We start from the raw sequence: 20,539 nt of genomic DNA on the forward strand, positions 1-20,539 counted from the left end.
GGTCAGCCTTTTGCGAAACGAAAGTGCGCTTTACTAATCAATCAGTTTGCCTTTGTCCAGTTGAACCGCGCCCGTTTCCCGGAGCTTCTTCAATACCCGTGATGCCGTGCTTTTGGATAAAAAAGTGCTATTGGTCAGAAAGTAAAGTACTGAAAATCGCTTTTTTATATGACACGGAAACGAACTCCACCGGCTGATTGCATTAGTGACCTGCACTTCCGAATTGGCATAATGTGACTGAAGGCAGTTCAGCAGATCGGTGTGATAGCCTGACATGATTTTCATAACGTCCGGAAACAGCCCTTTATGGTTTACGAGGCTCCAGAACTGGTTATATTCAATGCTGTAGATTTTTCCGTAGTCGACTTTCTCAATGAATATCGGCGGTGCTTCCAGTGCCGGCATGGCGCCGATGACAAACGGCCCCGTAATGATATTGATGATTTTATTTCCATTTTTTGAACGGATAATAAAATCCCCTTCCTTAATCAGGTATACCTTTCTCTCCTGACCAGTGAAAAAATCGAAGAACTGCTTCCCCCGTGAAAGTCGATCGAATCTTGCCGGTTTAATGTAAGGCTCCATATTATGGATGATATTAAGATGACTTTCCGCAACATGCCTGGACATAAAAAACTTCCTTTTTATTGCTCCTTAACGAATGAAGATAGTATTTAAAAATAATTCAGCTTATGTATAAGCTGGAAATAAAAATAGTCTCAAATGCATACGCTTGTATATATGACTGATTTGTTTTTAGTCACGCCCTGATTTCGTAAACTTCACAAGATTTTAACTTGCTGGCTCGTATGCTACTTATGTGAATAACAATACAGCACTAATCTATTTTTCATATCCACAACCTTTAAAAGAAAAAATTGTGTCGTGATTATCATGTAGAAAAAAACCTTTAATCCAGGCTTAGGGGATGGCAGTTAATAACAAGATCAAACTGCAATATGAATCACTGTATTCGTGTCTTGAGAGGGTGCGTCTTTTAAAGATGAATTCTTAAAACCATGACATCACCTATCTTTTACGCTTCAGCTGCGGCAAACCGGGCTGGCAATGCCCGACCCGATAAACCGCTGTAATCGTATTTACTCAAAATGTTGCATCCACCGTCATGGCATTACGGTTTTTTGAATTTGTCTTCAACCTTCTCTTTCGCTTCCGCGATTTTCTCCCCAGTTTTTTCTGTAAAGCTGTCTTTATGAGCTGGCCCACTTCCTGGTGTTACCGGACGGGTGTTGTAGCCATGGTCAGCGCGAGCCTGACCCGTGCTCTCAACCAGCGGATCGGTCGCAGTGTGATTGCCGGTCACCGGGTCTGCACTTAACGGATCTCTGCTGGCATGGTCAATATCTACTTCCTGACGGCGTACAGAATCATTAATGGTTTCGACACGATCGCTGGCCTCTTTACGCAGCACCACTTCTTCAATAATTTCCGCAGTCTTATTAATGACAGGCTGCTCATGCGACTCTTCCACTTCAACCGTTTTTTCAGACCAATCGACATTGCCCGGTGAGCCTGTTCCGCTGACCGGACGACGGAAGATTTCGGCATGTTGCTCACGCAGCGAAATATTTTCTGATACGGGTTCCGTGACAGTGTAGCGACGAACGCGGGTTGAGCCTTCACTGACCAGACGTTTGCCTACTTCCAGACGTTCTTCTGCCAGCCGCAGCACGTCTTCGTTACTTTCATCACCGGTTAATGGAGTACGACCCGCGACACGATGAGCCGGTTCAGTATGAAGTAGTTCGACTGCTGCGCTATCCTGAAACGTTCCGCTAGCGGGTGCAGTCAGGCCATCATTTGTTACGTCGTCGTCAGGTAACGCAGCACGACGTTCTGTCAGTTCTTCATGCGCATCAAGGATACCTAACGCTCGCGGTAGCTCATCTTCATCCGCCCGAAGCGACAGCACTACACCGCCAGTACGCATCGCGTCTTCATAGACTTCGGCCTGATCTTCTTCCAGCGTATTGCCAAACAGGCGCTGCCAGAAACCAGGGTGACGGGCTTCGTGTCCTTCAGTACGCAAGCGATCGCCGGAAATGATGTCAATGTCATCATCCAGGAAACCGGCCTTAATAAGGTTACGCTTTGCACCCTCAGCCAGTGAGAGACTGCTGAACATTGTGACGATTGTTTCACGTGCCATGTTGTGTTCCTCGATGATGGATTTGGACGGCTCTGAGTGGGATGTTCGGGTCAGATAAGCGTGCTGTTTACGCAGGGTGACGATCTCTTCTGTCTCTTCCATGCTGACAACCTTGCGGATATGCCACTCCTCTTTCAGCACCAGATGACGAACAATCTCGATTTCCTCTTCGACGATTGGAATGATCAGCACACCATTCTCTTCACGGATCTCCGGCATCGCCGTCAGCCGCTCCGACTTAGTAATGCGGTCAATCTCCGCTGTCTGATGCCGGAGCATCAGCGCAATTTTTTGCTGATGTTCGGTGACCTGTCGGGTAACTCTGACATGGCCATCAGTGACCCGCTGTCTGGAAATCTCAATGACTTCTTCCGCCAGTCTTATTACCTGGTCGTTACCCTCTGACCCTGGTTCTTCAGGAGGTTGATTGTTCATGGTTAACCTGCCTGTGATACAGAGCGATCATTTGTACTTTTCCTGACCTTGAGCATAAGTGACTGCTTTCCGGCTGATTAAAGCCTGGCACAAAGAACTACAAAAGATAGAAAAACACAGAAAAATGCAGGCAATTTAAGTAAAAGTGTCGCTAAAAGACGCTAAGCGATGCGGCAGATTAAATCACTAATCGCAGCGGGAAACAGTCAAATCTGTTTTGCTGCTTCCCGGGGAGAATAAAGAGATAGGATCAGGGATTAACCGGGTATGACGTAAATCAGCTACCTCACATCACGGGTTGAGCCATTCGCTTTCCTGCAAGCTTCCATGAGGAGAGTAATGAAACAGGGCACGCTGATTATCATTTCGCTGAAGCTGATAAGCGTCCAGTACGCTGACCCGCACGATCACCACGCCAAAGCGAGACGCTCCCGACTCCACGGCTGTCGCTTCACGTCTCTCATCAGCGGCTACCCGTACTTCACCCGGTGGTCCACCGGTGTAAGTCTGCTGCGTATGCTGCGGTAACTCACGCCACGCTGACCGGGCAACATCACTCCCTGCCGCATAGCACTCAACCCGACCCACCATCCGCAACTGCAGGCGCCGCTGATGACAATATCCCAGCACGCTAACCTGCGGGTTAGCCGCCATCTCCTGCCACTTCGGGCTGCGGACATCGGTATGAAATGTCAGCATCCGGTGGCTGTCATCACACTGGCGCAGCACCACGATGCGCGCCTGTGGTTGCTGCGCACTATCTACGGTACAGAGCGTCAGATAACGAAACCCGCTCTGTGGATCGGCTGCGCCAGCCACCAGTTCCGCCCAGGCGGTTGCTTCAAACGTTTTCAGATCCATTGGATATTATTCTCATCAGTGTCGGCTTTCAGCCATCTGGCTAAAAGCGTAGCAACGAAGTGGGCAGATGAACGTTCATCGCAGCGATATCGGCAAATGCGCCCAGCGAAGACAGGCGGTCAACACTCAGGATTGTGCAGAGAATGAACTAAATTCAGAATGACGAGAACGCGTGAAGAGCAGCAAAAAGTGAATGCCATCGGTCAGCGATGCTGTGCTATTTTGCACCATTGATTGCAGATTCGACATGCAGGGAGTTGTATCATGTCTGGTGAATTCACGTCAGAAATGCCACCGCAAATCACGTCGCCACGCCTGACCTATCGCCCGCTGCGCGAGGAAGACTGGCCATTCTATCTGGCGGTCAGTCAGGATCGAACGGTAATGAAGTACATTAGCGATCCGCGCAGCGCAGACGCGATCAGAAGTCTCTCTTTTGATGTCCGCCTGCCCGCCTGGTATCCGGGCTGTAATCACTGGCTGTGTCTGGTAATTGAGGAAAAAACAACCGGTTCAATGGCTGGCTTCTGCGGGTTCATCGATCGCGGAGAAGGCATTGCCGAGTTTGGATTTATTCTTGCGGCCAACGCGCAGGGCAAAGGCTATGGCAGCGAGTCACTGCATGCCACTATCGCCTTTTGCTTTGAGCAACTGGACTATCGCAAGCTGACCGCCACGGTGACCGCAGGCAATGAGGCCTCATGCCGGACTTTGCTTTCTGCGGGCTTTGTTCATGAAGGGACAATACGGCAGAATTTCTTTCTCGACGGCAAGTGGCAGGATGACTGGCTATTTGGCCTGCTGAAACAGGAATACCGGCCAGCAGGCTGACCTGACACGGTAACGGACTGGCGTCGCTCATCCTGCACTTTGCCTGTCACGGGCGCATCAACTAATGGGGCATGACGTCGTGTCCGCTGGCGACAACTGGCGGATAGTGTTCTTCACCGCACAGCATCGTCTCAAAGTCCGCTGGCGTCATTGGCCGGCAAAGGCCATTGCCCTGCATAATGTCGCATCCGGCAGTAGTCACAAAAGCGACCTGCTCTTTGTCTTCCACGCCTTCTGCCGCCACACGAATCCCCAGGCTTTTGCCGAGCGCGGTAATCGATCGGAACATCATCCGCACCCGCATGCTTGAACTCAGCTCGTGCGTCAGCGACTTATCAATTTTAAAGCCTGCTACAAAGCTATAACGAAGCAGGTTAATCGCCCCTAGCGTACGTCCGTAATGATCGATAATGAATGAAGCGCCTGTCCGGCGTACCGCCTCAACCTGAACAGGCAAATCCTGCACCAGTACAGCAAGCAATGGCTCATCCACCTCCAGCTCAACAAAACCGGCATCACCGCCCGCACTCTCGCGTATCACCGCCTCCAGGCTATTACCGGCTAACTGACGCGGAAAAAGGTTGATACTGACACGAAGCTGAGGCGCGCGAACCTGCCACTGCCGGACCTGTGCCAGCGCACTGCGAATGATCCACTCTCCCAGTGTCACGGAAAGCGGACTCTTTACCAGCATGCCGATAAATTCGGCGGGCAACAGCAGCCCGCGAGTCGGATGCTGCCAGCGTACCAGTGTCTCGCAGCCAACAAGCTTTCCGCTTTCAACGTCGTAGCGGGGCTGGTAATAAAGCGTAAACTGCTGCTGCCGCACCGCCGTTTCCAGCTCGCGCTCAAAGCGGCGGCGTTGCTGTTCCGCTTCGCGAAACGCGGGCATAAATAGCATACTGCAGCCTTTCCCAGATGCTTTGGCGCGATAAAGTGCAAGGTCAGCCGCGGACATGACAGATGAGGGATCACGCCCATGCTCCGGATAAGAGGCGATGCCGGTGCTGGCACCCACGACTACCGGCGAGTCGTGATAGCGGAACGGCGTCTGTACGGCTGCAATCAGCCTTTCCGCCGTGATTGCCGCTTCTGCGCTGCCGCCAGCTAGCAGGATCACAAATTCGTCACCGCCCAGCCGGGCAGCCGTCACCGCACTGGCGCAGACCGCACGAATCTGTTCCGCCACATGGCACAGCAACGCATCCCCGGCAGCATGCCCCAGCGTATCGTTAACTTCTTTGAAACCATCAAGATCGGTCATCAGTAATGTATAAGGCACGGCTGCTTTAGTCAGTTGCCCGACCTGGTCCATAAACGCGCTACGGCTGGCGAGACGCGTTAGCATATCTATTGAGGCCAGCTCACAAAGCCGCGCTTCACTCTCATAGCGAGCCGTCACATCACGGATAATCATGCCTACCAGCCGATCGCCTTCTTCACGCCAGCCAGAAAAAGAGACCTCTGCCGGGAATTCACGACCGTCGCGCGTCACACCCCATATCTGCAACGAACGAGGATGCGAAATAGCGGCTTCGTCAGAGGTAATCCTGGCCAGTTCGTTTCGGTAGTCAGTCTGGCAGCGGGCCGGAATCAACTCGCTGACGTACTGACCACGCATCTCCTCTGCGCTGTAACCGAACAGCGCGGTAGCAGCCGGATTCCAGAAGGTAATGCCGCGACGCAGGTCTGTACAGACAATGGCGTCGGGAGAGGTGGAAGAGATCGCCTGAAGCCGCTGCTGACTGGTATAGCGCAATAATTCCAGACGATGCATTTCCATGCGATCCATGACCAGCGCGGCAATGTCAGCCAGATGCTTTCGATCCTCTGCAGTCAGCGGCTCACGAGGATGAGTGTCGGTCAGGCAGACCGTACCAATGTGGTGACCATCCGGAGTCGAGAGCGGAATCCCCGCATAAAAGCGGATAAAGGGGTAACCGTGAACCAGCGGACTGCCGCGAAAGCGCGGATCTTTCAACGTATCGGGCACGCAGAGAATCTCGCCCTGCGCCAGGGTATGATGGCAGAAAGCAACGTTTCGCGATGTACCTGAGATATTTAAACCGTAGCGGGAGGCAAAAAACTGCCGCTTCTCGTCGATAAGCGACACAAAAGCGACCGGCACCCGGAACAGCCTGGCAGCAAGCGTGGTCAGACGATCCAGCGCATCGGTCGGCGGTGAATCCATCAGGTTGTACTGCTTAAGTGCGTTGAGGCGAGCCGCCTCGGCATCATGATAAACTGGACGTTTCAGCGTAACTCTCCTCTGATGTTATCTGCTGCAGTCGGCACGACACAGCGTAAAGAGGACTCGTTCAATCAGACAGGACACGCAGAATTTGCTATCGACCCGTTGCCAGAAGAAAGGCCCACCAGTGAACTCTGCAACAAAAGATCGCCGCGATGAGCCCGATGAAGCTGGCACCGCAGATAAAGGGACGCCAGTTAATACGTTATGCCTGGCAGAGGAATTGCAGTGGATCAGCAGCTTATGGCGGACCACGCCAGGAAACTCTGGCCAGGGCTTATCAGACGAGCGCTAAAAGCGCTTCGCTTGACTCACTATATCGGCCTGGAATAGCTTTACTTAAGTGTTAATACAGGCTGAAAACCTGACTTTACCAGCTTTGACAGGTGCTCATAATGCAGATGTCCTTCGGCCAGCAACATCAGCACTTCATACTTTTCCTGGCAAACCTGCGCCGGCTTTGTGATGCTTTCATGCCCTGCCAGATGCGCTGACTAACGTCAAAATTGTTCTGTTACCCTTTCCTGAGAAAAAATCAGCAGCCTCGCGCAGTTCATACCCATTACGCTGTACGGACACAGGCGGTCTTAAACGCTGATTTCCCGGATGAGTGACTCCCTGTTCAGTGCCCCGGTGACGAAACCACTGGGGATGAAAGGGTGGCAGCGGAAATATGAATTTGAGTTAAGTTTAGAGTGCCAGGCAATCCGCAGCTGTCAGAAAGCGTCAGACATGCATAAAACTGAATAAATTAACTGAAGTTTTATCTTATTTTCCTGCCGCATAAAGATTACGCGACTGAGAATAACAATCGCCATTACTAAGGGTGATGTTGACCAGGTGATGATTAACGTCGATCACGCGCTCCGTAAAGTGAGGCATTCATTCAATTATTAAATAAAAATCATCGTGAATTTTTATTTCGACACCTAAAGCCATTGTTTACCGGTCTGATTGTTATCTGGCCGGGCGATACCTGATCGGCACTCGCCCAGCCAGCTTTTCAACGGCCGTAACATACTAATTAACCGTGGCAACAGCTTGATTCGGCAAAGTGAAACGCGTAATCACACTGCCCAGCGTCTGGGTCTGTCCACTGAGACTGCCTGCCGTCACGGAAACCTGCTGAACCAGTGTCGCATTCTGCTGAGTAACGCGGTCAAGTTCAGCAACGGCCACGGTGACCTGGGCAATACCTTTGCTCTGCTCATCCGATGCCAGCGCAATCTGTCCAATCAGTTCATTGACCCCATCGACGCCACGCAGCACGGCTCCCATGGTGGTTCCCGCACTCTCGGCTGCCCGGCGGCCATCCTCAACGCGCGTCACGGTATCGGCAATCAGTTCTTCAATCTCTTTTGAGGCAGCTGCGCTTCGCTGTGCCAGTGAACGAACTTCACTAGCGACCACCGCAAAACCCCTGCCCTGCTCGCCCGCACGGGCGGCCTCTACGGCGGCATTGAGCGCCAGAATGTTGGTCTGAAACGCAATGCCATTAATGGTTGTAGTGAACTGCCGGATTTTTTCAGACCCCTGCGCGATGCTGGTGATGGCTGCCGATACTAACTGAACCAGTTCCACGCCCTGATGAGTGGTATTCGTGGTCGTGGCAGCCAGTTCACGTGCTTCACGCGCATTTTGTGCATTATGACGCACGGTGACCGTGATCTCCTCCATGCTGGCTGCGGTCTGCTCCAGTGCAGCGGCCTGTGTCGATGTCCGATCGGAAAGGTCGGCGTTACCCGCGGCAATGTCACCCGCTTCACGATGAAGAATGGCGGCGTTGTCGCGGATAGCACTGACCGTCTGCAACAGACTGTATTGCATCTCTTTGATCAGCGGCACCAGTTGCCCGACACAGTTACGCCCCAGATCGTCCGGCTCACGCGTAAGATCACCGCCAGCAATGATGTTTAAATGAGCGCGAATTTTACCGACAGGACGTACCAGATGAACAACCAGATAACGGTCACAAAACAACAGCAAGGCCAGAACAGCCACCAGCGCTGCCAGTAATACGCTCTCCAGCCGATGTCGATCAGTTTTCAGTGGGGCCTGATTCCGGGCTAACTGTTGCGTGATTTTATCCAGCTGGGCGCGGGCAACAGATGCGAATTCAGAAGGTGTGGCTGTGAGTGCATTACGGAAGTTATCCCAGCCAGCATCGGCTGGGGTTAAAGCGACGAGAGCACTCTTCTCGGCTGCCGTACCGCTTTGCATAATAATAGCGCTGTTCGTCAGAAAACGTAGTTGTTGCGTCAGTTCCTCAGAACGATCAGTTTGTCGATAGATGTCGCGCACGAAATGGCTGCTGAAGCCGCCAGCTAATGCCACCACGCCCAGTGAGACGATCATCATCCACAGTACTACGCGGCGAATAGTGAAATGCCTGAGTGAATTCATGAGTTTTCCCCGATGTTGTCATTGGTGTAGATAAAGAAAGTAAAAGTAAATTATGCCATTTGATTTATCGCGTTATTATATAGCGCGCTATGTTTATAGTGGGTATACTGGCAGGATATTTAAGAAATTAATAGTTTTTGACGACGAAATAATAGAATCAGCAATACGAAAATATTTCGTTAAAGAAAAAATATTTGCTTACCTGGCCAGTGATGGCGTGCGGTGCGATAAAAAATAAATCATTAAACTTCTTCTTTTTTTACAGAAATAGCCTATATTCATGTCGTCAAAACCTTTAGTTTTTCTGTTTAATTCCACTCCGTAACCAGCCGATGCAGAGGAATCCATGCTTATGAGCCTAAGCGGCGGCGATGAATGCCGTACGCAGACCCTGCACGCGTTGCGCAGTAACGATGAAAGCCGTGACGATGTGCTGCGACAATTCGTTCGGCTGTCGAGCCAGGCACTCGGTATTCCCGGCAGCTTTATCTCGGTGCTGGATGATGAGATGCAGTATGTTAAAGCAGCGCATAATTTCACCCTTACACAATCCTCCAGACAGGACTCACTCTGCAGACACGTAGTGGATAATGACAGTATTGTCGTGGTGCCCGATACGCTGCTTGATGTCCGCTTTGCTGAACATCCACTGATTACCGGTGCGCCTTTTATTCGTTTCTATGCAGGTGTGCCACTGAAAAGCAGCACCGGTCTGATACTGGGCACGATGTGTGTGACCGATACCGCACCTCACCCCTTTAGTCGCGATCAGGCGGCGATGCTTAAAATGCTGGCAGCACTGGTGATCTCTTTTCTTGATGCCTGGTACTCGGCTGGCTTTTCCGACCCCGTCACAGGATTGCCCAACCGTCAGCGTTTGATTCGTGATCTGCAATTCCTGGCTGCTTCTGGAGACACCACCCCACGGCGGCTGGTACTGATTGACTGTATCGATATGCCACGCGCTTATGAACTTGCGCGTTCAATGGGAATGGGACCAGTTGAAAGCCTGCTGAAGGATGTGGCCACGCTATTGCCGCTGCGCCTGCGTCCTGCACCTTGTGAAATGCTCTATACCATAGCAACCGGGCGCTTTGCCCTGCTGACTCGTCAGGAGAGCAGGCTCACAGCTAACTGGGTGGCAACGAAGCTGGCTGGGATCAGTGCCGATATCGGTGATGGGCTATCGGTTGCATTAATGACCCACACCGGGGAAGCGAGTTTCAAAACCGGAGAGTTGCCCGCTAAGGAGATCCTGCGGCGCGCACTCAGTGCGCTGCACGAAGCCATTACCCGAGACATTGCTTCGATGCCTTTTAGTGAGGCCACCGATACGCGCCACACGCAGGATTTCACCCTGATGCATGATCTGGCTACGGCAATACGCCAGGACAAAGGATTATGGCTCGCTTATCAGCCTAAAATCTGTCTGCACAGCGGCAAACCGATTGGACTGGAAGCCCTGATCCGCTGGCAGCATCCGCAGCGCGGCGAACTGTCGCCTGCACAGTTTTTACCTTTTGCCGGGCAAACCGAGCTGCTCAGCGAGTTAACGACGTGGGTCACAGAGCACGTGATCGCCCGGCTATCGCGGCTTCGTAACAGCTATATACAGTTGCCGATCACAATTAATGTCAGCAGTAGCGATTTTTCCCGTGTAGGATTTGCAGACGAGCTGGAAGAACGGATGATCAGCGCAAAGCTGCCGGTTTCGCTGCTGGGCGTTGAGTGTCTGGAAACAGAACGGATTCTGGAAAGCCCGGCCGCAATACAGGGTCTGGAGATGCTTAAACTTCGTGGATTTGATATTTCACTGGATGACTTTGGCACCGGCTACAGCAACATCAGCTATCTCCGACGCATGCCTCTGGACGTAATCAAACTTGACCGTTCACTGATCAGCGAAATTGCGTCTGATACCGCATCGCGTGTCATCGCTCGCAGTATTATTGCCATGCTTAAGGATCTCGATTACAGGGTGCTGGCTGAAGGTGTGGAGAATGCGGAAACTGTTACGGCGCTGACCGAATTTGGTTGTGATCAGGCTCAGGGATTTTTCTACTCCAGACCACTGCCGGAAGCGGCACTGGATGAGTGGCTGGGCTGGCGATTACGCAGTCAGTGCTAAGCCTGACTCACCCGCCCCACCCTCTTATTTTTCCGACCCAAATGCGCTGAAGCCGCCTGGCCCGGCAATCCTGACAGTGTTACGCCCGGCGGCTTTTGCCTCGTAGAGCGCTTCATCAGCACGCCGTAGCACAGCCTCGCGATTGCCAGCCAGTTCAGCGCCTGAAGCCACGCCTGCTGATATTGTCACTGTTCCGGCAAACGGGAAGGTGGTGATGCTGACGACCTCACGAATTCGTTCTGCGGTGCGGGCCGCATCCTCCAGCGTAGTGTGGGGCAGCAGCAGGATAAACTCCTCTCCGCCAAACCGGCTAACGATATCGCCGATCCGACTGAGCTGACGCAGCAACGCCGCCAGATTCACCAGCACCGCATCACCTGCGTCATGCCCATACCAGTCGTTTATCTTCTTAAAATGGTCGATATCAATGGCGATGACACTCTGTTCATGCTCACTGTCTGACCGCGCTGCCAGTACAGAGAATCCACGCCGGTTACAAAGACTGGTCAGGGGATCGGTCATCACTTCATCGTTCAGCGCGGCCAGATGACCCGCCACGGCGTGACGATGAGCCTGTACCGCTTCTTTAAGTCGATCAGCCTCGTAATACCAGGTTTTAACCGTGGCGAGTGATTCGGCCTGCGCTTCGCTGCCGCCATCACGCACTCTGTCCGCCAGTTTTTCCAGTGGAGAAGCAATGCGACCTGCCATAAACGCAATAACGCCCGCGGTCACGATGATAATGCCCAGAACAAACCAGACTGCGCTCTCCGCCGTGCGCATCAGAATATGCCTGACCGTTTCAGACGTGCCGGTAATAAATACATTCCAGCCGGTTTTGTGCAGCGTGCCGTAACCGGTGAGGTAGTTCTGTCCATCACTCTCCAGCGTGAAGTGCCCACTTTCTGAGATGGCAAGTTGCTTCTGCAATGCCAGGCTAAGCAGCATCTTTGTTCCGACACGCGCCGGATCGTGACTGAAAATAATCAGCCCTTCATTGCTGACCACGCTGACCATCGACCCTTTGGTGTAAAAATGCTGGCTCAGGATTTCGCTCAGCATGCTCTGTTTTTTGAGATAGATGGTGCCACCTATGTATCCCAGATAATGGCCCTCCTCGCTGAACAGAGGCTGTGATAAAAAAACCACATAGTTACCCGCAGCAGAGGTAAAGGGAGGGGAAATAAAAGGCTTCTGTGTCGAAATAGCCTTCAGGCTGGCCGCAGAGTGCAGCTTAACGCCAATCAGATTCAGACTATCCGGTGAGGTGGCCGCAATGATGGCGTCATGATTAACGACCACGACTGAATTGAAAAAGCCCGACTGCATTCTTAAGCGCTCGGTCTCTTCTTCCAGTTGTTGAACATCACCGAGCGTCTTGATCTGTGTTGCACTCCAGGCCAGTTCACGCTGCGCTATCGCCAGGTAACGATCGGTGGTATCGGCCAGTTTACGCGCATAAGCAATGTTCCCTTCCAGCAGGCTGTTTTCGATATTGGCTTTCTGAAACAGCAGTAACGCGCTCAGCAGAAGACCGGAGGTCAGAATGACGCCCCCAATGGAAAGCAAAGTCAGTAGCGAACGCAGGCGCATTTTTTCACGACGCATTACAGTCAGGATCCAGGATAAACGTCATCTGAGTGTAACAGTTGTCACTACAGGTCAAGGGAAGAACAGAAGAAGATTAAGACGGGATCACGACCTATTGCGGGGTTGAGCACGAAATGGCTCTGTATTACTCACGCATTGTTTAGCGTGTAGAGGGTTATGATAAGCAACAGCAGCGAATGATTAAGCCGTAATAATGATATCTGTTAAGCCTGGCACGATGCACCTGATGTTTAAAATTATCGCTGATCACGATGATAAAGCCCTTCAATAGCATTGAATAACGGGGCAGAGGTTGCCCCGGTTATGATCATGAATAAAATAAGCTGAAAACAGTTAAATCAGACCAGTATCAAAAACAGACAGATTTGCACGAATTTAATCATTTAATAGAATTTAACGCCAGAACGCTTTAATATAAGAACGGCTGCTGAGTCTTTTAATAAAATGATGCGGACAGTTAAAGCGAACCCCATCCCACTCAAGATTAAACCATTGAAATTCATCATTTTTAATTTTTTCTAACAAGGTCATTGCCTGCATAGGCGTCTGAAACGCATAAGCTTTCATCACGCCATCTTTGGTACATAAATCAATATGAACCATATAACCCCCGGGTGTTTAAAAAATCGGAACTTTATAATTATTGAACTGCCTGTTTAGCATAATCCATTTATTAGCTGCCGATTATCTGATTTCGTCATATTTACGTAAAAATTTCGTTTATAATTTTTCATTATTTTTTTGGGCAACTCAGCCATATTCAGTCAATTAATTTGACCATGTCAGCATAGGTGAGTCAGACCTGATTAAATTTATATCTAAGGCTTTCCTTCCATTCAGACAACGGCGAAATAGCTGTTCGCAGAACAGGACGTTTATCGCGTCGCTTTTCAGCACTCCGCCGTCCGCCAGTGCAGGGCAGCCATACTGCAGAAAAGGAATGCTTCGTGCTGACAGGTTGAGATGGTCATAAACAGAGCACATCGTTTACACTCTCAGCAGTCTCATTTTAACCCGGCAACGGTTTAGACAGATCGCTGAAGAGGCAGGAGATCACTCACGGCGGGCAATAAGGAATCTTATGCTGGATTATATGATGTCGCTCTACCGTGCTGTTCCTGTTTCATCGGACTGTCTCAGCGACTGGCTTGCCCGCTGGCTGGCACAACAGCAGACCCGATGCCACGACCATCATTTTTCCGCCGCCTTTCCCTGGCGAGAAACCGGGTTGCCCCAGCACACTTTTTTGCAGCGTGAACTGAGGATTAATGGCCAGCGTTATCTCACCGGGCCGCGCTATCTGGGTGGTGATCCTGCTCAGCCTTTTATTGAAATTGTGGCCCGTGACAGCGTCATTGATTACGCGGTGGCTGACGCTATCATAAAGGCGTGGCAGCCGCTGAAACCGCTAAAGTTGCGTGTCCTGTTGCCTGCGACCCATCCCGACATTGGTTTTACCGATCAACTGATATTCCTCAGCGATCCGGCTGCCGTTACAAAGCCTCCCGATAAAAACATTTCACTGGTGAAGGCTGCCCGGAGAGATTATCCCGCCTGTCTTCAGATGATTAACAACGCCTATCGTGCCAGCTGGCACACGCTGCCGCATCTGCGTGATCAGCTGATGGCTTCGAGCAAACAGGAATTACGTGAGGATATTGCCGCGGGTCATGTACTTATGATTGTCTGGCAGGGCATGCTGGCAGGGCTGATGATTTGCGAACGCCGGCGACTGGCCTTTATTGAGGGCGTTCAGATTATGGATGAAGTGATTATACCCGCTTATCAAGGACGCGGACTCGCCGCATGTGCACAGCAGCGTTTACTGCAACAACTTTGTCATCACCCTGGTGTGCAGGAGCTGCTGACTGGCACCATCCTTCCAGGCAATTTTCCTTCTGTTCGAAGCGCACAAAGTGCCGGACGACGCTGCGTGCTGAAATATCAGTTTTTTGCCCCTGCCGATTTAGGTCCCGACCGGGTCATTATTTGATCTCACCCTCAACACCCGCTCAATCGAACAACCTGTCAGCGTGCCAAATGAATGTGAAGCTTTCATGACTAAAAATTTAAAAAAACACATTAAAATTAATAACCTGCTTGTATTTAGCTGACATTTCACACCATTCACATTTTGACAATAAAATAATCACACGGAGTTATCTTTTCGTGCCTAAATTAGTGCCAGCTTTTATCAACGGAGCAGGCAAATGACTCACTTTGTGGCTATTTTTTTCTCTTCCCTCTTTATGTGCAGTAACGTTTTTGCAGGTTCGGTTTCCTCTGTTTCTATGAGCGCTCTTTCTGGCGCATTGAATGAACGTATGCAGGTAATGAAAGTGGTGGCAGGTTATAAAGCACAGCATCATTTACCTATTGAGGATCTGCCACGTGAGCAGGTGGTGCTGGATCACATGCTGCAGAACGCTGAGCAGGCCGGGCTTGAACCCCACTCCGTGGAGCCGTTTGTTCACGCGCTAATGAATGCCAGCAAAGCAGTTCAGTATCGCTATCGCGCAGACTGGCTCTCAGTCCCGGACAGTGATCGCCCCATTCCGGATCTGGCCGAGACCAGGCAGCAAATAGAGAAGCTGGATACTCAGCTCCTTACCGCAATCAGCCAGCGTCTGATGACCGGTATCTTCTCACAAGAAGATAAAGCGTTCCTGATGTCACAACTGACGGCACCCCACCTCAGTCAGCAGGATAAAAACAGCCTTTTCGCTTCCCTCGGCCGCATTAAGCGTTTGCGTTAATCCTCAGGCAGCGGAGTGAGCTATGCAACTACAGGAACTCATGAATCCCGACTACTCAGACAATCCTTTTCCGCTTTACCGCAAACTGCATCAGCAGGGACCGCTCATTCCTGCCGGAGATAAGATCATCATCAGCGGCAGTCATGCAGTCGTAGAAGCGCTGCTGAACGATCGTCGGGTTGGTAAAAATTATATGGAAAGTGTCAGGCTGAGATTTGGTGATGATGCCGCCGACATGCCGCTGTTTCAGGGGATCAGCAGAATGTTTCTGGTGCTTAATCCACCAGAGCATTCCCGGCTGAAAGGACTGGTGATGAAGTCGTTTAGCGCCCGGGAGATCAAACCTCTCAGGGAGATGGCACTGACTGTAGCGAATGAATTGGTTGATGCGCTGGCAGACCGTCGCGCCTGCGATCTGGCTCAGGCATTCGCTTTTCCACTGCCGGTGCGCATCATCTGCAGGATGCTGGATATCTCAGAGTCCGACGCGCCGGAACTGGGGCGCCTTACCTCTGTGCTGGTGAAAGTTTTCGATCCTCAAATCAGTCAGGCAGACCTGCTCGAAGCCGCTGACGCTTTTGCTGTGCTGGAAAGATACTTCAGCGCATTGATCGTCTCCCGCCGTGACAGCACGGCGAATGATCTGGTGTCGCTGTTTCTGCGCAGTGGCAGTGAAGACGACCGACTAAGTCACGATGAGATCATCGCCAATGTAGTACTCCTGTTTCTTGCCGGCCATGAGACCACATCAAATATGATCTGCAACACCATTCTGGCCCTGCATGACCATCCACAGGAACTGGCATGCCTGAAACGGAACCCTGCGCTGATACCCAATGCCATAGAGGAGTGTCTGCGTTACGATAGTTCGGTTCAGATGCTCTACCGGACGACTCTGGAAGAGATAGAGCTGGCAGGTCAGTTGATCCCGACCGGAACCCGCTTCTTTTTGAGTCTGGGCGCAGCTAATCACGATCCGCGGGTATTTACCTCGCCAGAACGAGTGAATATCCGACGGCATGAAGGACGCTGTCTGGCATTTGGTGGCGGAATTCATCACTGCATGGGCTACCGGCTGGCCCTTGCAGAAATGGAAGTAGCCCTTCATGTATTACTGACCCGGTTACCAGAGTTGCGCCCCATAACCGCTGGCGTTCGCCGCAATCACAGGGCCAATTTACGCGGCGTCAACGCTCTGCCGGTCGAATGGTGAGGTATTGTATTGTCGGGCCAGAAGAACCGACGATCAGACACGCAGCCGCAGAGTAGCTGGCAGGATAAGCTGGCTGTTAACGGGATCCTCTCCGGCAATCATGGTCGTCAGCATAGTGAAGCAGGCCTGCGCGAGTGCCGGAACGTTCTGCTCTACCGTATCGATCGGAATGGAAAGTGAATCATAGAGATAGTGATCATCGAAACTGGCGATACGGATGTCGCTGGTCAGCAGACTATGCTCGCTCATGTAACGCAGAACCCCCTCCAGCAGACCGCAGGCGGCGGTAAACATCGCTTTGGGCGGTCGGCCCAGCCGGTTACAGAGCGCTGCAAACATTTCATAGCCACTGCCAGGGTGGTAGTTACCCTGAATAATCCACTCAGGCTGCAGCGTCACACCCGCCCGAGCCAGCCCCTCCCTGAATCCCGCCAGACGATTCTGGGTCGGGGATAGATCAGACTGTCCACCCATAAAGTAGATCTCCTCCGGGCAGGCGCGTGCCAGCTTTTCAACCAGTTCAGCTGTAGGCGTTATCGAGTCGGTGATGACCCAGGGCAGCTTAGTATTGTTCATGGTCCTGTCAAACAGCAGTACCGGCAACTGTTCGCTGAGACTGACATAGTCACTGTCGGTCAGCATACTGGAGGCAACAATGAGTCCGTCGACCTGCCGCGCGACCAGGTTGTTGACCACCACCATCTCCTGACCGGCATTTTCGTCGGTGCAGGAAATCAGCAGCTGCAGCCCGGACGCGCGGCAAAGATTCTCCAGTGCATGAGAAAAGGCAGCGAAGCCGTGGTTAGTGATTTCTGGCACCACCAGCCCCAGTGTATGACTGCGGGCATCATGCAGCATCCGGGCGTGGATGCTGGGCTGATAATGGTGTTCGCGGGCAAGCGTAAGAACCCGCTCACGCGTCTCCTTCGCGACCCGTAACTCTTCGCCACGGCCGTTAAGCACCAGGCTGGCCGTGGCTTTTGAAACCCCGGCAAGCCCGGCAATGTCACTGATAGTAACGCGTTTTGTTTTTCTCACGGCAAGGCATCGTTTAGTGAAACAAGTACTTATTCTACCATGCAGCGGCGTAACGACCAGTAGCGGACCTGCAGTTCTGCGTGCCCGTGCAGGGTTAGCAACGCAGGATGGTCTGGAAAATAGCGGCTACTCATCACCCCTTCCCCATCGTTAATGAAAATCTCAACACTGGAGTGATCACACAGGATCTGTAACCGACTAGCGACTCCGGTCCAGTAGCGATATGTCCACTCACCCGTTACCAGGCTGCGACGGGCAAGCCGCAGTTCATTCTGTTGCCATGTCAGGATCAGCGTATTCGCAAAATTGAGTTCAACGTCGCCCCGACTCTCCAGCTCAAGCTCCAGCCGCTCTGCGTCCATAGGTGGCGCATCATCTGCACGCCCCTTATAGTGCTGCTCTTTCTCCCGCAACGCCTGCAGTTCCACCACCGGCTGCTGACAGAGCCGCCCATTGCGTGAGCTCAGTTCGCGCACACAGGTCATCTGGTGGATCCAGCCCTGTGCCACGGTTGGCTGAGCCATCTCTTCACCGTCCGGCGTCCCCATCCAGCCCACCAGCAGACGTCTCCCGTCAGCGGTCAACGTAGTTTGCGGGGCATAAAATTCAAACCCTGCATCCATTTCGTTAAGCGGACCGTGTTGATATAGAGGTTGCTGATAATCAAGCGAACCACTCAGCCAGGCGCAGGCGTGACTGTTCAGATAGCGCTTCTCTTCGGGTACTACGCCCTGAGGACAGCAAATCAGATAGGTGCTGTCGCCGAGCGTGAACATATCCGGGCACTCCCACATATAGCCTGCCGCGTCCAGCCCCCCCCGTTCGCTTCCCGCAATCTCGCCGAGATTCTGCCACTCCCGCAGATTGTCAGAACGCAACAGCAATACCCTGCCCTGTAACTGCGTCGTCTGCGCGGCCAGCACCATGTACCAGTAATCTTCATGGCGCCATACTTTGGGATCGCGAACGTGACCGGTATACCCTTCCGGTACAGCAATAACCGGGCCGAGCTTGTCAAAACCCCCCGCACTGTTCTGCTGCGCCAGACACTGCCACGCCGTACGCGAACCATCATCAAACTTGACGTTGCCGGTATAGATCAGCGTCAGCTGACCGTTATCGTCTACCGCGCTGCCGGAGTAGCAGCCGCTGCGGTCATACTCCTCATCCGGCATCAGGGCAATGGGCTGATGCTCCCAATGCAGCAGATCGGCTGAACGCCAGTGTCCCCAGCATTTGTGCTGATGCGCACAGCCGAGCGCGTTCCACTGGTAGAAAAGATGGTAGTCACCGTTGAAATGGATAAATCCATTAGGATCGTTCAGTAACCCGGTGACCGGAGCCAGATGCCAGCCTGGATAATGGCTGTCGCCCAGCGCCTTTGGCATACCCTGCATCACCGCCTGCAGAATGGTGGCAAGACGTGTTGATGAGGCCATTATTCAGAATCCGTTTTGTATTTGAGAAGATATGAAATCACAAACGCGGTGGTAAAGGCGATTGCGATGCCGATGACATAATTCAGCAGAGAACCAGCCTGGACAATCGCCATGCCCGGTAGTCCGGTCAGCCCGACCGCTGTCATATAAACGTGAACCGACACGACCCAGGCACCGCCCAGCGCACCGCCCACCAGTCCGGCGATAAAGGGCTTCATAAACCGCAGGTTGATACCAAAAATGGCCGCTTCGGTGATCCCCAGTAATGCAGAAAACGCGGAGGGCAACGAAATCGCCTTGATCTTCGCATCACGGGTTTTGAACCACACTGCCAGACAGGCACCGCCCTGAGCCACGTTCGCCATCGCCCAGATGGGCAGCAGGAAATTCACGCCGATTGAAGGATTGCCCAGTAGTCCCGCTTCAATGGCGTGGAAGCTATGATGGACGCCGGTGATGACAATCACCGAGTAAAGCCCACCAAATACCAGCCCGGCCAGCCATCCGGCGTGCGCAATCAGCGTGCTGAGGACAAAGGAGATGCCATCACCCAGCATACGGCCCGCAGGACCAATAATCAGTAGCGCAATGAATCCGGAGATAATCACCGTCAGAAACGGGGTCAGGATCAAATCCAGCGCATCCGGTATTACCCGACGTAGCTGTTTTTCGAGCATGCTCATGAACCACACCGCCAGCAGTACCGGGAATACCGTGCCCTGATAGCCAATCATCGCGACTTCAATGCCGAAGAAGTTCATCGTGTGGAAACCGGCTGCCACGCCCCAGGCGTTGGTCAGCGCCGGGTGGGTCAGAATGCCACCCAGCGTTGCGCCCAGAAATGGGTTACCGCCAAACTCACGCGCTGCCGTAAAGCCAATCAGTATCGGCAGAATAATAAAGGCCGCCGAGCTGCACATATCCAGCATGATGTAGAGTGCATTTTCCGGATTGACCCAGCCGTAGGTTTTGACCATCCCCAGCAGGCCCATCAGCAGACCTGACGCCACAATCGCCGGAATGATCGGCACAAAGATGTTCGACAGCAGTCGGGCGATGCGCTGGAAAGGGTTAAGCTTGCGTGCGGCAATATCAGCAGCCTCAGACTTGCTCGATTCGCTAATACCCGCCTCGGCGATAAAGGCAGCGTAAACCTTGTTTACCACGCCAGTCCCAAAGATAACCTGAAGCTGTCCCGCATTACGGAAGCAGCCTTTAACCCCTTCAATCCGGCCGATCGCGGTAGTGTCCGCCTTTTCATCATCCGCCAGCACCAGACGCAGCCGGGTCGCACAGTGTGCTGCGCTGGCGATGTTCTCTTTACCACCCAGCAGCGGCAGTAAGGCCCGCGATATTTTTACATAGTCCATATACACCTCAGTCTTGTTTTGTTTTTATCCGTG

Annotated in this window: 15 protein-coding genes; 5 read left to right on the plus strand and 10 right to left on the minus strand. The window is 52.4% G+C overall.

The features are described 5' to 3' along the window. Nucleotides 1-33: 33 nt before the first annotated feature. From KTJ90_RS19350 to KTJ90_RS19360, 3 genes are all read right to left on the minus strand, one after another. Complete coding sequence (locus tag KTJ90_RS19350; RefSeq protein ID WP_499026645.1) at nucleotides 34-630, minus strand: cyclic nucleotide-binding domain-containing protein; 597 nt, start codon at nucleotides 628-630, stop codon at nucleotides 34-36. 502 nt (nucleotides 631-1,132) lie between these two features. Beyond that, on the minus strand, nucleotides 1,133-2,605 hold the full coding sequence (locus KTJ90_RS19355; protein WP_499026647.1) for a DUF2382 domain-containing protein: 1,473 nt from the start codon (nucleotides 2,603-2,605) through the stop codon (nucleotides 1,133-1,135). Nucleotides 2,606-2,896: 291 nt separating this feature from the next. Next, on the minus strand, nucleotides 2,897-3,466 hold the full coding sequence (locus KTJ90_RS19360) for a pyridoxamine 5'-phosphate oxidase family protein (RefSeq protein ID WP_003850614.1): 570 nt from the start codon (nucleotides 3,464-3,466) through the stop codon (nucleotides 2,897-2,899). A 264-nt stretch (nucleotides 3,467-3,730) separates the two neighbouring features. On the opposite strand from KTJ90_RS19360, the gene KTJ90_RS19365 reads away from it, so the two are divergent. Beyond that, the gene (locus tag KTJ90_RS19365) at nucleotides 3,731-4,297 is read left to right on the plus strand and encodes a GNAT family N-acetyltransferase (protein ID WP_078805282.1); all 567 of its coding nucleotides are present in this window, start codon (nucleotides 3,731-3,733) and stop codon (nucleotides 4,295-4,297) included. A 61-nt stretch (nucleotides 4,298-4,358) separates the two neighbouring features. Here the strand turns inward: KTJ90_RS19365 and KTJ90_RS19370 are convergent, their stop codons facing one another. Beyond that, on the minus strand, nucleotides 4,359-6,488 hold the full coding sequence (locus tag KTJ90_RS19370) for a putative bifunctional diguanylate cyclase/phosphodiesterase (RefSeq protein ID WP_499026650.1): 2,130 nt from the start codon (nucleotides 6,486-6,488) through the stop codon (nucleotides 4,359-4,361). 1,080 nt (nucleotides 6,489-7,568) lie between these two features. Beyond that, nucleotides 7,569-8,951 (minus strand): methyl-accepting chemotaxis protein, encoded by a 1,383-nt coding sequence (locus tag KTJ90_RS19375; protein WP_008926796.1) that lies wholly within the window; start codon nucleotides 8,949-8,951, stop codon nucleotides 7,569-7,571. Between the two features lie 346 nt (nucleotides 8,952-9,297). Here KTJ90_RS19375 and KTJ90_RS19380 point away from each other — a divergent pair, with 346 nt between their 5' ends. Further along, nucleotides 9,298-11,079 carry a sensor domain-containing diguanylate cyclase gene (locus KTJ90_RS19380; protein ID WP_008926795.1) on the plus strand — a complete coding sequence of 594 codons (1,782 nt, stop codon included), beginning with the start codon at nucleotides 9,298-9,300 and terminating at the stop codon, nucleotides 11,077-11,079. Between the two features lie 24 nt (nucleotides 11,080-11,103). Here the strand turns inward: KTJ90_RS19380 and KTJ90_RS19385 are convergent, their stop codons facing one another. Together KTJ90_RS19385 and KTJ90_RS19390 are read right to left on the minus strand one after the other, a co-directional pair. After that, nucleotides 11,104-12,687 carry a sensor domain-containing diguanylate cyclase gene (locus KTJ90_RS19385; protein ID WP_192378215.1) on the minus strand — a complete coding sequence of 528 codons (1,584 nt, stop codon included), beginning with the start codon at nucleotides 12,685-12,687 and terminating at the stop codon, nucleotides 11,104-11,106. A gap of 396 nt (nucleotides 12,688-13,083) precedes the next feature. After that, on the minus strand, nucleotides 13,084-13,293 hold the full coding sequence (locus KTJ90_RS19390) for a hypothetical protein (protein ID WP_003850629.1): 210 nt from the start codon (nucleotides 13,291-13,293) through the stop codon (nucleotides 13,084-13,086). Between the two features lie 478 nt (nucleotides 13,294-13,771). Here KTJ90_RS19390 and KTJ90_RS19395 point away from each other — a divergent pair, with 478 nt between their 5' ends. The 3 genes from KTJ90_RS19395 to KTJ90_RS19405 all read left to right on the plus strand — a co-directional run bounded on the left by KTJ90_RS19395 (nucleotide 13,772) and on the right by KTJ90_RS19405 (nucleotide 16,659). After that, nucleotides 13,772-14,683 (plus strand): GNAT family N-acetyltransferase, encoded by a 912-nt coding sequence (locus KTJ90_RS19395; protein ID WP_039661953.1) that lies wholly within the window; start codon nucleotides 13,772-13,774, stop codon nucleotides 14,681-14,683. 217 nt (nucleotides 14,684-14,900) lie between these two features. Next, nucleotides 14,901-15,446: a chorismate mutase gene (locus KTJ90_RS19400; RefSeq protein WP_008926793.1), complete on the plus strand. Its 546-nt coding sequence runs from the start codon at nucleotides 14,901-14,903 to the stop codon at nucleotides 15,444-15,446. Between the two features lie 22 nt (nucleotides 15,447-15,468). Beyond that, nucleotides 15,469-16,659, plus strand: a complete 1,191-nt coding sequence (locus KTJ90_RS19405; protein ID WP_033762138.1) for a cytochrome P450 — start codon at nucleotides 15,469-15,471, stop codon at nucleotides 16,657-16,659. 33 nt (nucleotides 16,660-16,692) lie between these two features. On the opposite strand, the gene KTJ90_RS19410 is transcribed toward KTJ90_RS19405, so the two are convergent. From KTJ90_RS19410 to KTJ90_RS19420, 3 genes are read right to left on the minus strand one after another with little or no spacing between them, the layout of a single operon-like run. Continuing rightward, complete coding sequence (locus tag KTJ90_RS19410; protein ID WP_003850633.1) at nucleotides 16,693-17,697, minus strand: substrate-binding domain-containing protein; 1,005 nt, start codon at nucleotides 17,695-17,697, stop codon at nucleotides 16,693-16,695. A 29-nt stretch (nucleotides 17,698-17,726) separates the two neighbouring features. Next, nucleotides 17,727-19,136, minus strand: a complete 1,410-nt coding sequence (locus tag KTJ90_RS19415; protein WP_039661950.1) for a sucrose-6-phosphate hydrolase — start codon at nucleotides 19,134-19,136, stop codon at nucleotides 17,727-17,729. Beyond that, nucleotides 19,136-20,506, minus strand: a complete 1,371-nt coding sequence (locus KTJ90_RS19420) for a sucrose-specific PTS transporter subunit IIBC (protein ID WP_003850636.1) — start codon at nucleotides 20,504-20,506, stop codon at nucleotides 19,136-19,138. Before KTJ90_RS19420 ends, KTJ90_RS19415 begins: the two co-directional genes overlap by 1 nt. Nucleotides 20,507-20,539: the final 33 nt, after the last annotated feature.

Source organism: Pantoea jilinensis (assembly GCF_019104105.1).
Lineage (GTDB): Bacteria > Pseudomonadota > Gammaproteobacteria > Enterobacterales > Enterobacteriaceae > Pantoea > Pantoea eucalypti.

What these genes read in the sequence shown, in the direction of transcription:
- KTJ90_RS19350 (WP_499026645.1), bottom strand. Translation starts at nt 630, where the DNA reads ATGTCCAGGCATGTTGCGGAAAGTCATCTTAATATCATCCATAATATG.
- KTJ90_RS19355 (WP_499026647.1), bottom strand. Translation starts at nt 2,605, where the DNA reads ATGAACAATCAACCTCCTGAAGAACCAGGGTCAGAGGGTAACGACCAG.
- KTJ90_RS19360 (WP_003850614.1), bottom strand. Translation starts at nt 3,466, where the DNA reads ATGGATCTGAAAACGTTTGAAGCAACCGCCTGGGCGGAACTGGTGGCT.
- KTJ90_RS19365 (WP_078805282.1), top strand. Translation starts at nt 3,731, where the DNA reads ATGTCTGGTGAATTCACGTCAGAAATGCCACCGCAAATCACGTCGCCA.
- KTJ90_RS19370 (WP_499026650.1), bottom strand. Translation starts at nt 6,488, where the DNA reads ATGGATTCACCGCCGACCGATGCGCTGGATCGTCTGACCACGCTTGCT.
- KTJ90_RS19375 (WP_008926796.1), bottom strand. Translation starts at nt 8,951, where the DNA reads ATGAATTCACTCAGGCATTTCACTATTCGCCGCGTAGTACTGTGGATG.
- KTJ90_RS19380 (WP_008926795.1), top strand. Translation starts at nt 9,298, where the DNA reads ATGCTTATGAGCCTAAGCGGCGGCGATGAATGCCGTACGCAGACCCTG.
- KTJ90_RS19385 (WP_192378215.1), bottom strand. Translation starts at nt 12,687, where the DNA reads ATGCGTCGTGAAAAAATGCGCCTGCGTTCGCTACTGACTTTGCTTTCC.
- KTJ90_RS19390 (WP_003850629.1), bottom strand. Translation starts at nt 13,293, where the DNA reads ATGGTTCATATTGATTTATGTACCAAAGATGGCGTGATGAAAGCTTAT.
- KTJ90_RS19395 (WP_039661953.1), top strand. Translation starts at nt 13,772, where the DNA reads ATGCTGGATTATATGATGTCGCTCTACCGTGCTGTTCCTGTTTCATCG.
- KTJ90_RS19400 (WP_008926793.1), top strand. Translation starts at nt 14,901, where the DNA reads ATGACTCACTTTGTGGCTATTTTTTTCTCTTCCCTCTTTATGTGCAGT.
- KTJ90_RS19405 (WP_033762138.1), top strand. Translation starts at nt 15,469, where the DNA reads ATGCAACTACAGGAACTCATGAATCCCGACTACTCAGACAATCCTTTT.
- KTJ90_RS19415 (WP_039661950.1), bottom strand. Translation starts at nt 19,136, where the DNA reads ATGGCCTCATCAACACGTCTTGCCACCATTCTGCAGGCGGTGATGCAG.
- KTJ90_RS19420 (WP_003850636.1), bottom strand. Translation starts at nt 20,506, where the DNA reads ATGGACTATGTAAAAATATCGCGGGCCTTACTGCCGCTGCTGGGTGGT.